We start from the raw sequence: 13,399 nt of genomic DNA on the forward strand, positions 1-13,399 counted from the left end.
CCTAAATTTTGGGCAATTGTTGGATTCAATATAGGCAGGTGGTAGTCTGAAGCGATGCCAGCATAAGCGCGTGCGCCCTTTCGGAACAATTGGCACGATTCTTGGTTCTATATGAAGTGTCAAAAACGGACCAAGGGTGGGTAGCCACACGTGAAAAAGATCGAAGCGATCATTAAGCCTTTCAAACTCGACGAAGTGAAGGAGGCGCTCCACGAAATTGGCGTATCCGGAATCACCGTTACCGAGGCGCGCGGCTTTGGCCGCCAAAAAGGCCACACCGAGCTTTACCGCGGCGCCGAATATGTCGTCGATTTCCTGCCTAAAGTGAAACTCGAAGTCGTCGTCACCGACGATCAGGCCGAACGCGTCGTCGAAGCGATCGCAGCAGCTGCACAAACCGGCCGGATTGGCGACGGCAAAATCTTTGTCAGTTCAATCGAAACCGCGCTGCGCATTCGCACCGGCGAAACAAACGACGACGCTATCTAATTATCATCCAATTCCGTCCGCATTCGCTGCGGATATTCATTCATTTACCAGCTGGAGACTAGCACCATGGCAAGCATCAAAGACGTCCTTAAACAGATCAAAGACGAAGAAATCGAATGGGTCGATCTTCGTTTCACCGACCCCAAAGGCAAATGGCAGCACCTGACCATGGCCGCCAGCGTCATGGATGAAGATTCGCTGGAAGATGGCCTGATGTTTGACGGTTCTTCGATCGAAGGCTGGAAAGCGATCAACGAATCCGACATGATCCTCAAACCGGATATGGACTCGGTATATGTCGATCCGTTCAGTGCGACGCCGATGATCTCGATCTTCTGCGACATTGTGGAACCATCCGACGGCCAATTGTATGCGCGTGACCCGCGCTCGACCGCAAAACGCGCCGAAGCCTATCTGGCGTCGACCGGTATCGGTGACACCATCTATGTTGGCCCTGAACCTGAATTCTTCATGTTCGACGATGTCCGTTTTGAAGATGGTTATGCCGGATCAGGCTATGCGATCGACGATATCGAGCTGCCAACCAACACTGGCAAAGAATATGAAATGGGCAATATGGCCCACCGTCCGCGCGCAAAGGGTGGCTATTTCCCCGTTGCACCGGTCGATAGCTGCATGGACATCCGCGGCGAGATGGTTTCCACGATGATGGAAATGGGTCTCAACATGGACAAGCACCACCACGAAGTGGCCGCTGCCCAGCATGAGCTTGGCATAACCTATTCCTCGCTCACCACTGCGGCGGATCAGGTCCAGGTTTACAAATATGTCGTGCAGCAGGTTGCCCACGCATACGGCAAAACCGCGACATTCATGCCCAAACCGATCAAGGACGATAACGGCAGCGGCATGCACAGCCACATGTCGATCTGGAAAGACGGCAAGCCGACTTTTGCAGGCAATGAATATGCCGGCCTGTCCGAAACCTGCCTGTATTACATCGGCGGCGTAATCAAACATGCCAAGGCGATCAATGCCTTCACCAACCCGACCACCAACAGCTACAAGCGGCTGGTTCCGGGCTTTGAAGCCCCGGTTCTGCTCGCTTACTCAGCCCGCAACCGCTCGGCTTCGTGCCGCATTCCTTATGGTGCAGGCGAGAAAGCGAAGCGCGTCGAATTCCGCTTCCCCGATCCACTGGCGAACCCGTATCTCGCGTTTTCGGCGTTGCTCATGGCGGGCCTCGACGGCATCGAAAACAAGATCCACCCGGGCGAAGCCATGGACAAGAACCTTTACGACCTGCCGCCGGCAGAGCTCGCCGAAGTTCCAACCGTGTGCGGCAGCTTGCGCGAAGCACTCGAAGCGCTCGAAGCCGATCACGAATTCCTGCTTAAAGGCGACGTGTTCAGCAAAGACCAGATCGACGCCTATGCCGAGCTTAAGTGGGAAGAGGTGATCCGCACCGAAACCACTCCATGCCCGGTCGAGTTCGATATGTATTACAGCAGCTGATTTGGGGCGCGAGGGCCATGCGCCCTCGCCGCACCCTCGCCGAGCCCTCGCCTTCTGGCTCACGCGATCAAGGATCGCATCGCTGCGGGCACACAGTCAGACGGGCAGAAACTTCGGTTTCGGTCGGTGACAATAATTAAAAGCCGCTCGGGAAACCGGGCGGCTTTTTGCTATCCTGCCCGCGAATATGCCTCTGCTATCCATGCGCGCACTTGTTCGTCAAAATCGGCAACGCTTTCAAGCCGGACGCGGTGACTGCACATCGCGTTATAAGGTTCCAACCGGCCTGCCGCATCATCGCCTTTCAGCGCGAGGCCCAGATCAATCCGCGTTTTGGTGGCGGGCGTGATCAAAGCGAATTGTTTGGCCCGGCGCAGGCTGACGCTGGTTTTCTTGGGCGCGATTTCAACATCACTGCCGAGGCTTTTGGCGTAATCGATCACCGCGTCATGGATCGGTTTCAAATCCGCTTTCGCGCCGGAATATTGCTCCGCTACTGGATCGGCAGGCGCATCGGTTTTCAGCGCCTCGTTGGCGATTAGATTGGCAAAACCATGCGTGACACCGTGATCGCCCTTAAGAAACTTGACGATCTGTCCGTGCTTTTCCAGCGGCTCCGCCGCGATCAGCGCCAGCCAGTCTTTCAAAGGTTTTCCGGTTTTTTCAGGTAAATTTGCCAACATCGTGGCCAATTGCGTGTTCACAGTGTTCATCGTCTCTTCTCCCTCCATCCGAAAAATAACACGAAAGCGCCCGCGCGGCTAAGGGCGCGGTTTTCCTACTCGGCTTTTGTGTGTCATCTGGTTTCGCCTCTTTCCCCGCTGTAACCAAGAGGCTGTGTCCTTATGAAAAACCATTCGACCAATCCCCGAAAACCCGTTTTCGATACTGTGCGCAAAATGTTAGGTCGCGGCTTTCGCACGAGCGAGGTCCGATCGCTTGATTCCGCGCTGGATCAGGCCGGCGGTCCGTCTCCGATCCCGTTCACAGTAGGCCCGGCTGGGATCGCGCTTATCAAACGATTCGAAGGCTGCGCGCGGCTGCGGCGCGATGGCCGGGTCGCGGCCTATCCCGATCCTGGAACGGGCGGCGCACCGTGGACAATTGGTTGGGGCGCAACGCGCCAGGGGCTGCACGGCTTTGTCAGGGAAGACACCATCTGGACGCAGAACCAATGCGATGAGAGGCTGGAAGAAGACCTGAAACGCTATGCCGCCGATGTTGCGCGCGCGATCGGCGATGCTCCCACCACCCAATCCCAATTCGATGCAATGGTCAGCTTTCACTACAACACCGGCGCAATTGGCCGCGCGACTTTGACCAAGAAACATGTTGCCGGTGATCATGCCGGTGCTGCCCAGGAATTTGCGCGCTGGAACAAGGCAGGCGGCCAGGTTCTGAAAGGCCTGGTGCGGAGACGCTCTGAAGAAGCGCGGCTTTATTCCGGCCAGTAACCTTTCCGGGTCAGTGATACTTCCGGGTCAGTAATCCCGGCTGATTTCAGCGAGCACGCTGTCGCGGCCAATGGTTGAAACCGTACCAAGCAGAGCGAGCCAGCTGGTCACGCGGTATTCCACCGAAGTCGCGCTGTAACCGCGCCCATCGGTCACAATTTCAACATAAGCGCGGCGGCCGATATTCTTACCCAGCGCCACGCCCGTGCCCCGTCCAAGGGCCGGATCGGCGCTGACAATGCGAAGCTGGTCAAGCCCGATTGAGCGCCGCAAATCGCCGATCGGATCGAGGCCCCCGCCCCCGCCGCGCAGCGCAGTGAGCGCCGCGCCCAATTGCAGTGCATCAGTCGCCGAAAGCGAGGTAACAGAGCCGCCAAACAACAGGCGCGACAAAATCTCTTCCTCAGGCAAAGCCGGTTCGGAAGTGAACGCGACCTCGGGCGTTTGGGCGTTGCCGGTAATCGCGACGGTTACATTGGTCCCGCTTGCGCTGGTTTGTGCGACAAGGTTTAGGCGCGGATCGATCGGCCGGTTCACATCGAAGGCAATCCGGCCCTCGCTCATTTCAAACCGCGTTCCGGCAAAGGTATAATCCCCGCGAACCAGCCGCGCCTCGCCGCCGATGCGCGGATCATTCACAGTTCCGCGCAGTGCAATATCAACGCCCCATTCGCTATCGAGGCCCATCCCGTCGACCGCGACGCGGCTGGGCGCTTTTGCGTTGATGAGATACCGCCACGATGCGTCCGCACTGGTCGATGCAGTGGTTACCGCATCGCGCCGGTTGATTTCGCGCGTTGCGATAGTCGGGAGAGACAAATCCTCTGCCGCGATGCCCAATGCCCAGCTCGCCTGGTCTATCGAAACGCGCCCGGCAATGGTGCCGCCGACGCCATCAGATACGATCCGCAGCGGGCCAGTGATCGTTGCATCAAGACCGTTTGCGTTGAGCAATTGCGCTTTGGTTGCAGCAGCGCGCAGATCAATGCGGGGACCGCGGCTTGCGCTCATGGCCGACAGATCAATCGTCCCGCTTCCGCTGACTCTACCGCCGCCGCGCGTGCTTCCTGCAAAACGGGTCAGTCTAAGGGTCGATCCGGCAAACCGGCCCCGAGCGGTCACGTCGTCGATATCTGTGCCCGAAACCGCGCTTTGCAGGCGCAGGTCATCGCTGGCCAGATCGCCGGTGATGCGCGGATCGGACAGCGTACCGACCGCCTTTGCGCTCACGCTGATCGGGCCGGTCAGGTCAAATGTTTCGATGGCCGCCAACCTCCAGAGCGAGCTCGCCGCTCCATCATAGGCGAATGTTGCATCCAGCCGCCCGTTCATGATGCGCGCGGCCAGATCGCCGCCTCGGCCCAATCCGGTAACGCGGGCATCAAGCCGTCCGAGCCGTTTGTTATCCTCGCGCAGCCGCGCACCCACGGTCAGCGAGGATGCGGTCAGATCAGCCACGGCGAGCACATCAATCGGCGTCGAGGACAGCACCAGACCAGAGCGGGTAAAATCATCGATCTGGACCCGCGCATTGGCAATCGGTGCAGCAGCGCCGATTTGGTCCCACGTAACAATACCCGAAAGACGCCCGCCCAGACCGAGCTCGCTGCCGACCAAATCGGCAAGCCGCAGCGGCATTTGCGAAAGCTGCGCTTTGAATGATGTCTGATTATCGCCGGTCGCGCCTTCGACAATAGCATATCCGCGCGCAAACCCGATTTGCGTCGGCGCGAGCCGCCATCCGCCGCCGTCTTGTGCGCTCAACACCGCGCGGCGCGGCATGGTGATTGCCCGGCCGCCATATTCTCCGCGCGCGAAAACGGCGATCCTGTCGGGCGCGATGTCTCCATCGAGCTTGAGCATAAAGCGGTCGCTGCGCCGTCCTGCTATCGAAGCGTTTACGTCGCCTCGGCCGTCAACAATCTGCGCATTGGCTGCGAATTGCGCGATCGAAAGCGCGCCGTAGTTGAGGCCAGATCCGCTAACATCTGCGGTAATGCGGCTGCTGCCATCGGCAAAACTGCCGCTGGCGTCGATATCGGCAACCGCAAGGGCAATCGGCGTGCCACCGCCAAAGCTTGCCTGACGCGCTTTCAGATCCAGATCGAAACCTTGTGCACCGCCAGCGCCCGGTGCCAGTGCGATGGTGCCATTAATCCCGCCGCCCGAAAGTGAAAGATCGCCAGAAATGCCGCGATCACCCAGCGCCAGAGCACCGGTTACGTTCGTCCGGTACACCTGCAATCGGTTGATAGCGACCCGTGTCGCTCCTTCGGCGGGAAGCTCCAGCCCCAGCGAACCTGTGAACGGACCAAGCAGCGATCCGCCGCTTGTATCAATGGCAAAACCATTATCGCTCGGCGCGATGCCAAGGCGCACATCGGTTAGTCCCGCAGCGGGGAACGGATTGGCAAGGACCAGCGTCGCGCGCGGTCCATCGCCGGCAAGCTGGGCATCGACGGTGAACGGGCCGTATTCAACATGGCTGCCGCTGCCCGCCAGGGTCGTGGTGTCTCCGACAATACGGCTGTCAAACCGCGCATCAAGACGTTCACTCTCCAGCACCATATCGCGCAGCACAATTGGCTGACCCGATGCCGCGCCGAACGCGCCGTTAAACTTCAGCTTCTCTCCGGCGACATTGGCAATGCTGGAATTGGTGACATCGTCCAGCTGCCCGGCAAGGTTAGCCCGCACGCTCCACGCAATGCTTGTCCCAAAGCGTGCGACCAGTTTGGCATTCGCATTAACCGTGCCGATACCCTCAAGCGCCAGCGCGCGCGCATTCACCGGGCCGGCAAGCGCATAGATGCCCGAACCGGTATCGCCGCGCAAAGCGAGCGCCGCATTCAAAGACGGGAATGTAATTCGCGCTTCATCCGAATTGAGCCGGGTTCCGGCATAGGTCAGTCGGCCGGTTAACGTGCCGTCCACAAGCTCGGGATCGATAATTGCATTGCCGGTTGTGACTTGATCGACTTTTGCATCAAGCGGCATTGCGAATGTCGTGCCGTCAAATGTCGCGGTGCCCGCCTGCGTCAAACCAGCCAGAATTACAGCGCCCGCGTCCAGCTCTGCTACATTCAAAGTGTGATCGACCCTCAGATCACGAAACGGCCCGTCGATTACCGCTAACAATCGCGCATCACGCAATTGGACCGCTTCACCCAGAAGTGCCGGATCGCGCATGAACACGCTCGCATCGAAATCGTCAAACCGGTTGCCAGCAAGATCGAGCGCGCCGTTTCCGCGCAGATCCAGCGCCGATGAAACCGCTGCAAGACTTCCGTCAAACGTGCTTTCTTCCAATGTCCCGTTCAGCGCCAAGGAAACCACATCACCGGTTGCCCGGCCCAAAATGGTTGCGCGGTCAAATGGCAGGGTCAATTGCCCCAGCAAACCATAGGTCCCTGCCTGATTGGTCAATTGAAAAGCAGCAAAACGGCGCGCCTCACCGCCAACCGGCTCGCGGGTGATCAGCGCATGACCGAGCCAGCTCGTCCAGGTGCCCTCACCCTCGATGCGTGCTTCGTAGCCGGCATTCAGGCCCGCGATCTGCGCAATCGGACCATCAGCCGCCGCATTGTAATCCAGCGCCAGATCAAACCGGTCGCCGTCGGGCCGCGCATCCAGCAGCAAGGCAATGCTGTCGCTCGCCCCGAATGTACCATTTGCATCGACCAAAGCACGGCCAGACCGGATATCGATGGTGCTCGTCAAATTGACCGTATGCGCGTTCGTACCGGCAATACCGGGGGCCAGCACAAGGCGATCAATCTCAAGCATGTCAACGCGGATATCAAAATCCGGCAGGAACGGCGCGTCAGGATCACCGGGCAGCAATTCGGGCAGTCGTTCAAGCCGTCCGCGCCGCGCACTTAATTTGCGGACATCGATCCCGCTCCAGATCCACGAGAGCGGACGCCAGCTCAATTCAACTTCGGGTATGGTCAAAAACACACCCTTGGGATCGCTCAGCTCAACATCGTGCAGCACCGATTCCCCGTATATATCGCCTTCGATCCGGCCCACTTCAAAACGCAGGCCCGATGCAGGCGCGACCTCGGCGATTTGATCGGCCAGAAACCGCTTACCAATCGGCGTGCTCAAAAATATTGCAGCCAACAGCAGCGGCGCAAGCAGGATCGCCAGCAACCAGCCCAGCCGTTTAAGCCAGCGCCGCTTACGCTTGCGCGCAGGCGGTTCGGTTTGGTCTTCCTCGATGATATCAGGGTCGGCCATCAGAATGCCTGACCAAGGCTGACATACACCACGACCGGTGCATCAAACTGTGTCGGGTTAAGCGGCGCGCCCACATCGACCCGGATAGGGCCAAAGCTGGTCTTGTAGCGAACACCGACACCCGCACCGTATTGGATAAAGCGGAAATCCGGCGTCGAACCCAGCGCGACGGAGCCTGCATCGATAAACGGCACGATTTCAACCGCTCCATCCAGCAACCCTGTCTGAATCCGCGCTTCGATCGCCAACTCGACCAGCGACGCGCCGCCAGTTGCCTCGCCAAAGTCATTGCGCGGCCCGACACCCTGGAAACCATAGCCGCGCACCGAACCGCCGCCGCCAGCATACAGCCTGCGCGAAGGCGCAACTTCGAAAAACTCTGCGCCTTGGATCGTCGCAGCGCGAACGCGCCCGGCCAGAACAGTGCTGCCAACATTCTGGTACACCGAGGCATCCGCCTGCGCTCTGAGATAGAATGAATTGATGCCTTGTGAGCGCGACACTTCGGGTGCCAGAAACCCTGTCAGACGAAAGCCTTTTGATGGATCGAGCAGGTCATCGCTGGCATCAATCGTGGCGCTGGCGAACAGGCCAAAGATATTAAACGTCTGACGCTCACGCTCCACTCCGCCGATCACGCGATTGCGTTCGTCGCTGTAGAGGACCTCTGCGCCGACCTGCCAGCTTAATGGTTTCTGAAAAAGCAGGTTGGATATCTTCTCGAATGATCCCCGCAATGCCAGTGTCCGCGCATCGACCGCTTCGGTTTCGATGTCGCTGGCATAGGCATCAACGGTCAAAACCTGATCGCGGTCACGGAAATTGTTTTTCTTGAACGTGATACTGGCCAGCTGTTCGCGCGTGCCCAGAATGCCGCGCAGCCTGATCGAGCCTTCGGATGGAAACAGGTTGCGGTGCTCCCAGCTCGCTTCGACTTTTACGCCGTCTTCCGTTCCGTAACCGACCGCGCCTGCGATTGTGCGCAGCGGCGCTTCTTCAAATTCAACGTCGAGCGCAACCTCACCCGGCTGGCCATCTTGCGGGGCTGTAAGCTCGCGCGGTGCGACGGTAACGCTGGTGACCAATCCGGTTGCCAGAATAGCGCGGCGAAGATCCGCCTGAAGGCTGGCCTGATAAATGTCGCCGCCTTCAAACCGGGCAATCCGGGAAAGGTGCTTGCCCGAAAGGAAGCTTTCATCCGCGCTGACGATCCCGCCAATCCGGTATTTGCCGCCGGGTGCCACCGGCAACGTCAGATCGCCTTCGCTGCGATCATGATCGATGAGCAGGCTGGGCGCATCGATTTCGGCAAACGGATAGCCGCCTTCACCAAGCGCGAGTCGCAGATCGGTCTGCTTGGCAATGATCCGGTCCGATTGCAGGGGATCGCCCGTCTGAATACCAAAACTGTCCCGCAACATCTCGAAATCGGGTGCCTCGTTCAGCTGGCCAAGATCAATCGCGCCGAAAGTATAACGGTCACCGGGCAGCACATCGAAACGGACTTGCGGGTCGACATCAACGTTTGACCCATCGCCATTATCGCCGCGTCTGCCGCCCGATAGCTGACGCACAACCTCGCCATCGTAATAGCCATAGGTCCGCAGCATTTCCGCCAGCAGCGTTTCATCCGCGCGGGCGCGCGCAGCCAGCTGAGGCACGGTGCCTTCGCCGCCCTCAAGCGTTTCGATGGTCGATAGCGCCTTGAAACGCTCGATAAATCCGGTGCGCTCGGGGAAGCGATCATTGTCCTTCGGAAAAGCAAGGATCAGCTCATCGCTGATTTTGAATTCTTCCAGCTCCGGAAATTCGATCAGATCGGGTGCGTCTATTTCGGCAATGGCGGTGACTTGCGGATCAGGCTCAAGCTGGTCAGGCTGAGGAATCTCGAAATTGTCGAGCGCTGCGGAAATGGCGGGATCGGTGAGGCTGTCTAACTGAACCTCGGCGGCATCCGATACATCGTCAACATCGGCTTCTGCGCGCTCTTCGGCCTGCGGAGAAGTTGCCCCCGGCCCGCTTTGCCCGGCCCATTCCTCAGCATTGTTGACCGCATCGCTCGGGATGAGATCATCGAGCGAAAGCCTGTTTAGCGATGTTGGCGCAGGCTCGCTGGCTGGTGTTTGGGATTGCTCTGCCTGATCATCGCCGGTTTCCTGAGCATGCGCATGGCTGCCAACCGGAACAAGCGCACATGCCATTCCGGCCACAAAGGCCATGTTCAATTGTAAGCGTTGCAAATATCAGCTCGCAGGAAACTTAACGGGTTGCCCGTCTTTACCCCGCGTTGCGTCCAAGGTTCCACTCTTTTCGCTACGTGGTGCTGTAGCTTCGGCGATCAGTTTGCTCTGTTCGTCGCGATCCATGCGCTGCCACCCGTCCCGCGTCAGTTTTTCGAGCGGTCGGTAACGCACTTTATATTGCATCCGCGGCGACCCATCGACCCAATATCCAAGATAGACATAAGGCAGGCCGTTTTCGCCGGCGCGGCGGATATGATCGAGGATGACATAATTCCCGAGGCCCGCGCGGTCTGTATGCTCCGGATCGTAAAAGGAATAGATCATCGACAGCCCATCACCCTGACGATCGGTGAGGCACGCGCCAACCAGTTTGCCCGGTTCACCGGTCATCGTAGGTTCGCGATATTCGACCAGGCTGCTAGTCACAGGCGTATGCTCGACCATGTCGGCATAATCCATTTCGTCCATCGCGGACATGCCGCCATCCGGGTGCCGGACTGCGAGATATTTCGTCAACAATTCAAACTGTTCATCGGTGGCCCAAGGCCGGCATTCGGTCGCTATCAGATCGCTGTTGCGTTTGAGCTCGCGTTTCTGCGTGCTCGAAGGCTTAAACTCGGATGCGACCACGCGCACCGAAACACAGGCCTGACAGTTCAGACAGCTTGGCCGGTAGGCAACGGTCTGACTGCGGCGAAATCCAATTCGGCCCAACGCTTCGTTGAGCTGATCGGCATGCGCGCCTTTCAACTCGGTGAAAACCTTGCGTTCCTGACGTCCCGGCAAATAGGGGCACGGCGCGGGGCTTGTCACGAAAAAACGGGGGAAGCGAATTGGTGCCGTCACGGCTTTGCCGGGTCCTCTCTTGCGGGTCGCTGGTGGATGCCTGTTAAGACAATGTTATGCCTGCTTGAGCGCCGCAGTAAAAGACCCTTAACTATGAATCAGGGTGAATAAACCCTTACTTTGCACAAGTGGGCGCGGGTTTGCCTTATACAACGGTGCGATTCAGGACACACCAATGCCAAACCTTAATCGACACGCTTAAAATGGGCAGCCAATCGTGCCTGCGCGCTAATTCAGCTCAACCATTTGCACTTCATAGTTTTTCGCCCGGAGCGCTTTGACCAAGCGTTCAACCTGATCGGCGTCGCGCGCCTCGCACTCGATATCGGTGATCAACCCTTTGGCTGGCAGCGATGTAAAAATGCGCTGATGATAGATTTCGATGATATTGACGTTATGCTGGTCAAACAGGCTCATCACCTTGAACAAAGCGCCGGGGCGATCCTGCAACGTCACACGCAAACGCGCCAAACGTCCCTGCCGCGCCAGATCGCGCAGCAACACATTGGCGAGCAAGCGGGTGTCGATATTGCCGCCGCACAGAACCAAACCAATCGTTTTGCCAGCAAAACGCTCCGGATTGCTCAGCACTGCGGCCAACCCGGCGGCGCCTGCGCCTTCGACTACGGTTTTTTCGATCTGCAACAACAAAGATACTGCCTTTTCCAAAGCAGGCTCATCGACCAGCAAAATATCATCGACGCGTTCGGCGATCACTCTGCTGGTAAACTCGCCCGGCTTTTTGACAGCAATGCCTTCGGCCAGAGTATCGCCGCCGCAATCGTGGCTTTCGCCTTTGATGCGGTCGAACATGCTGGGGAACAAGGCCGCCTGCACACCGACCACTTCGATATCGGGATTGATCGCCCGCGCGACTGTCGCCATGCCCGATATCAAACCGCCGCCGCCAATCGGCGTGACAAGGCAATCCAGATCCGGCTTAACGTCCAGCATTTCCAGCGCCACGGTGCCCTGCCCCGCCGCGATCAGAGGATCATCGAACGGGTGGACGAATGTCAGGCCGAGCTGTTTTTCAAGCGTCCGCGCATGCGCCGCTGCTTCGTCAAAGGTTTCCCCTTCGAGAACTACATTGCCGCCAACGCTTTCGGTTTGCATGACTTTTACTGTCGGCGTTGTCTTGGGCATGACAATCGTTACCGGTACACCGAGCCGTGTCCCGTGGTACGATAGCCCCTGCGAATGGTTGCCAGCCGAGGCAGCAATGACGCCGCGCTTTTTCTGCTCGTCAGTCAGATGCAGTAAGGCATTCAGCGCGCCGCGCTCTTTATAAGCGGCGGTAAATTGCAGGTTTTCGAATTTGAGCCAGATATCGGCGCCGGTAATCTCCGACAAGGTGATCGAGCGCATCATCGGCGTTTTCACCACCGCGCCTTCAATTCGCGCGGCAGCAGCGCGAACGGTTTCCAGGGTCAGCTCGTCGAGGCTTGCGTCGGACGGGCTGGAAAGAGGGGCTGATGCAGTCTGGCTGGTCATAATGCAAAGCGGGTTAGGCGGTCCGTGCGCCAAGGGCAATTCGATTTGCCGCGAGCCTCACAAGAATTTCTTGATCGGGCCGAACCAATTGATCGGGGATCAGGTTTTCCAAATCGCGCTTTGCTGAATCAAGCTTTGCTGAATCAAGCTTTGCTGAATCAAGCTTTGCTGAATCAAGCTTTGTGTTTGCCGCAGGTGCAGCGAACGCATTGGCATCCATACGAAAGGTTATTAGGACGCCCGCATGAACACTCCTCAATCCATCGCTTTTATCGGGCTTGGCGTGATGGGCGGGCCGATGACCGGCCATCTCGCGCGGGCTGGACACACCGTCACCGCCTTTAACCGTTCGCCCGAACGTGCCGCCAAATGGCGCGAGGCCTTTGCAGAGGAAGGTCTGGACGTGACCTTTGCCAGCACACCGGCCGACGCGGCTCGGGGCGCTGACACAGTCTTTATCTGCGTTGGCAATGATGATGACCTGACCGGTGTCACATTAAGCGAACACGGCGTTTTAACCACAATGCGCAAGGGCAGCTTGCTCGTCGATCATACAACCGTGTCCGCAGACATGGCGCGGCGGCTGGCGGGCGAGGCGGAGACACGCGGCATCGCCGCCGTGGATGCGCCTGTCAGCGGGGGCGAAGCGGGCGCAGTGTCGGGCCAGCTTGCGGTAATGTGCGGAGGGGATAACGCCGCCGTTGAACGCGCGCGTCCCATCATGGAATGCTATTCAAAATCTATCGTCCATGTCGGCCCCAGCGGCGCTGGCCAAACCGCCAAGATGGCGAACCAGATGTGCATCGCGGGCATTCTGGGCGGTTTATCCGAAGCCGTTCGTCTGGCAGAGGCCGCTGGTCTTGATCTTGGCAAAACATATGAAGCCATCTCGGGGGGAGCCGCGCAAAGCTGGCAGATGGACAATCGCTGGACGACCATGACCGCAGGCGAGTTTGATTTCGGATTTGCGATTGACTGGATGCGAAAAGACCTCGGCTACGCGCTTGACGAAGCCAAACGGCTGGGCCTGTCAGCTCCGGTGACGGCACTGGTCGATCAATTTTATGCCGATGTTCAGGCGTCAGGCGGCGGCAGGCGCGATACCAGCGCCCTGATCACCCGCCTCGCCCAAAAACCCTTAGACCAAGGATAAAC

Annotated in this window: 9 protein-coding genes; 4 read left to right on the plus strand and 5 right to left on the minus strand. The window is 58.5% G+C overall.

From position 1 onward, the window contains the following. The first annotated feature begins 150 nt into the window (after positions 1–150). Both FGU71_RS01860 and glnA read left to right on the plus strand, forming a co-directional pair. On the plus strand, positions 151–489 hold the full coding sequence (locus tag FGU71_RS01860; RefSeq protein ID WP_142786996.1) for a P-II family nitrogen regulator: 339 nt from the start codon (positions 151–153) through the stop codon (positions 487–489). A gap of 66 nt (positions 490–555) precedes the next feature. Beyond that, positions 556–1,965: a type I glutamate--ammonia ligase gene (gene glnA / locus FGU71_RS01865; RefSeq protein WP_142786997.1), complete on the plus strand. Its 1,410-nt coding sequence runs from the start codon at positions 556–558 to the stop codon at positions 1,963–1,965. A 170-nt stretch (positions 1,966–2,135) separates the two neighbouring features. On the opposite strand, the gene FGU71_RS01870 is transcribed toward glnA, so the two are convergent. Further along, on the minus strand, positions 2,136–2,678 hold the full coding sequence (locus FGU71_RS01870; RefSeq protein ID WP_199799156.1) for a DUF4287 domain-containing protein: 543 nt from the start codon (positions 2,676–2,678) through the stop codon (positions 2,136–2,138). 132 nt (positions 2,679–2,810) lie between these two features. Here FGU71_RS01870 and FGU71_RS01875 point away from each other — a divergent pair, with 132 nt between their 5' ends. Further along, entirely contained in the window at positions 2,811–3,419 is a 609-nt protein-coding gene (locus FGU71_RS01875; RefSeq protein ID WP_142786998.1) for a lysozyme, read from the plus strand. A 27-nt stretch (positions 3,420–3,446) separates the two neighbouring features. Here the strand turns inward: FGU71_RS01875 and FGU71_RS01880 are convergent, their stop codons facing one another. The 4 genes from FGU71_RS01880 to FGU71_RS01895 form a co-directional block, all read right to left on the minus strand. Further along, a complete protein-coding gene (locus tag FGU71_RS01880; protein ID WP_142786999.1) occupies positions 3,447–7,661 on the minus strand; it encodes a translocation/assembly module TamB domain-containing protein in 4,215 nt (1,404 codons plus the stop codon). Continuing rightward, on the minus strand, positions 7,661–9,880 hold the full coding sequence (locus FGU71_RS01885; RefSeq protein WP_142787000.1) for an autotransporter assembly complex protein TamA: 2,220 nt from the start codon (positions 9,878–9,880) through the stop codon (positions 7,661–7,663). The genes FGU71_RS01880 and FGU71_RS01885 overlap by 1 nt, the downstream gene beginning before the upstream one ends. Positions 9,881–9,904: 24 nt before the next feature. Further along, positions 9,905–10,750 carry an arginyltransferase gene (locus FGU71_RS01890; protein WP_142787001.1) on the minus strand — a complete coding sequence of 282 codons (846 nt, stop codon included), beginning with the start codon at positions 10,748–10,750 and terminating at the stop codon, positions 9,905–9,907. Between the two features lie 228 nt (positions 10,751–10,978). Continuing rightward, entirely contained in the window at positions 10,979–12,244 is a 1,266-nt protein-coding gene (locus FGU71_RS01895; protein WP_142787002.1) for a threonine ammonia-lyase, read from the minus strand. Between the two features lie 244 nt (positions 12,245–12,488). Between FGU71_RS01895 and FGU71_RS01900 the strand changes: the two genes are divergently transcribed. Next, the gene (locus FGU71_RS01900; RefSeq protein ID WP_142787003.1) at positions 12,489–13,397 is read left to right on the plus strand and encodes an NAD(P)-dependent oxidoreductase; all 909 of its coding nucleotides are present in this window, start codon (positions 12,489–12,491) and stop codon (positions 13,395–13,397) included. Positions 13,398–13,399: the final 2 nt, after the last annotated feature.

The organism is Erythrobacter insulae, assembly GCF_007004095.1.
Classification (GTDB): Bacteria; Pseudomonadota; Alphaproteobacteria; order Sphingomonadales; family Sphingomonadaceae; genus Erythrobacter; species Erythrobacter insulae.

Bases quoted from the DNA above. Each gene is read 5' to 3' on its own strand.
- FGU71_RS01870 (WP_199799156.1), bottom strand. From the start codon at position 2,678: ATGAACACTGTGAACACGCAATTGGCCACGATGTTGGCAAATTTACCT.
- FGU71_RS01875 (WP_142786998.1), top strand. From the start codon at position 2,811: ATGAAAAACCATTCGACCAATCCCCGAAAACCCGTTTTCGATACTGTG.
- glnA (WP_142786997.1), top strand. From the start codon at position 556: ATGGCAAGCATCAAAGACGTCCTTAAACAGATCAAAGACGAAGAAATC.
- FGU71_RS01885 (WP_142787000.1), bottom strand. From the start codon at position 9,880: ATGGCCTTTGTGGCCGGAATGGCATGTGCGCTTGTTCCGGTTGGCAGC.
- FGU71_RS01900 (WP_142787003.1), top strand. From the start codon at position 12,489: ATGAACACTCCTCAATCCATCGCTTTTATCGGGCTTGGCGTGATGGGC.
- FGU71_RS01895 (WP_142787002.1), bottom strand. From the start codon at position 12,244: ATGACCAGCCAGACTGCATCAGCCCCTCTTTCCAGCCCGTCCGACGCA.
- FGU71_RS01880 (WP_142786999.1), bottom strand. From the start codon at position 7,661: ATGGCCGACCCTGATATCATCGAGGAAGACCAAACCGAACCGCCTGCG.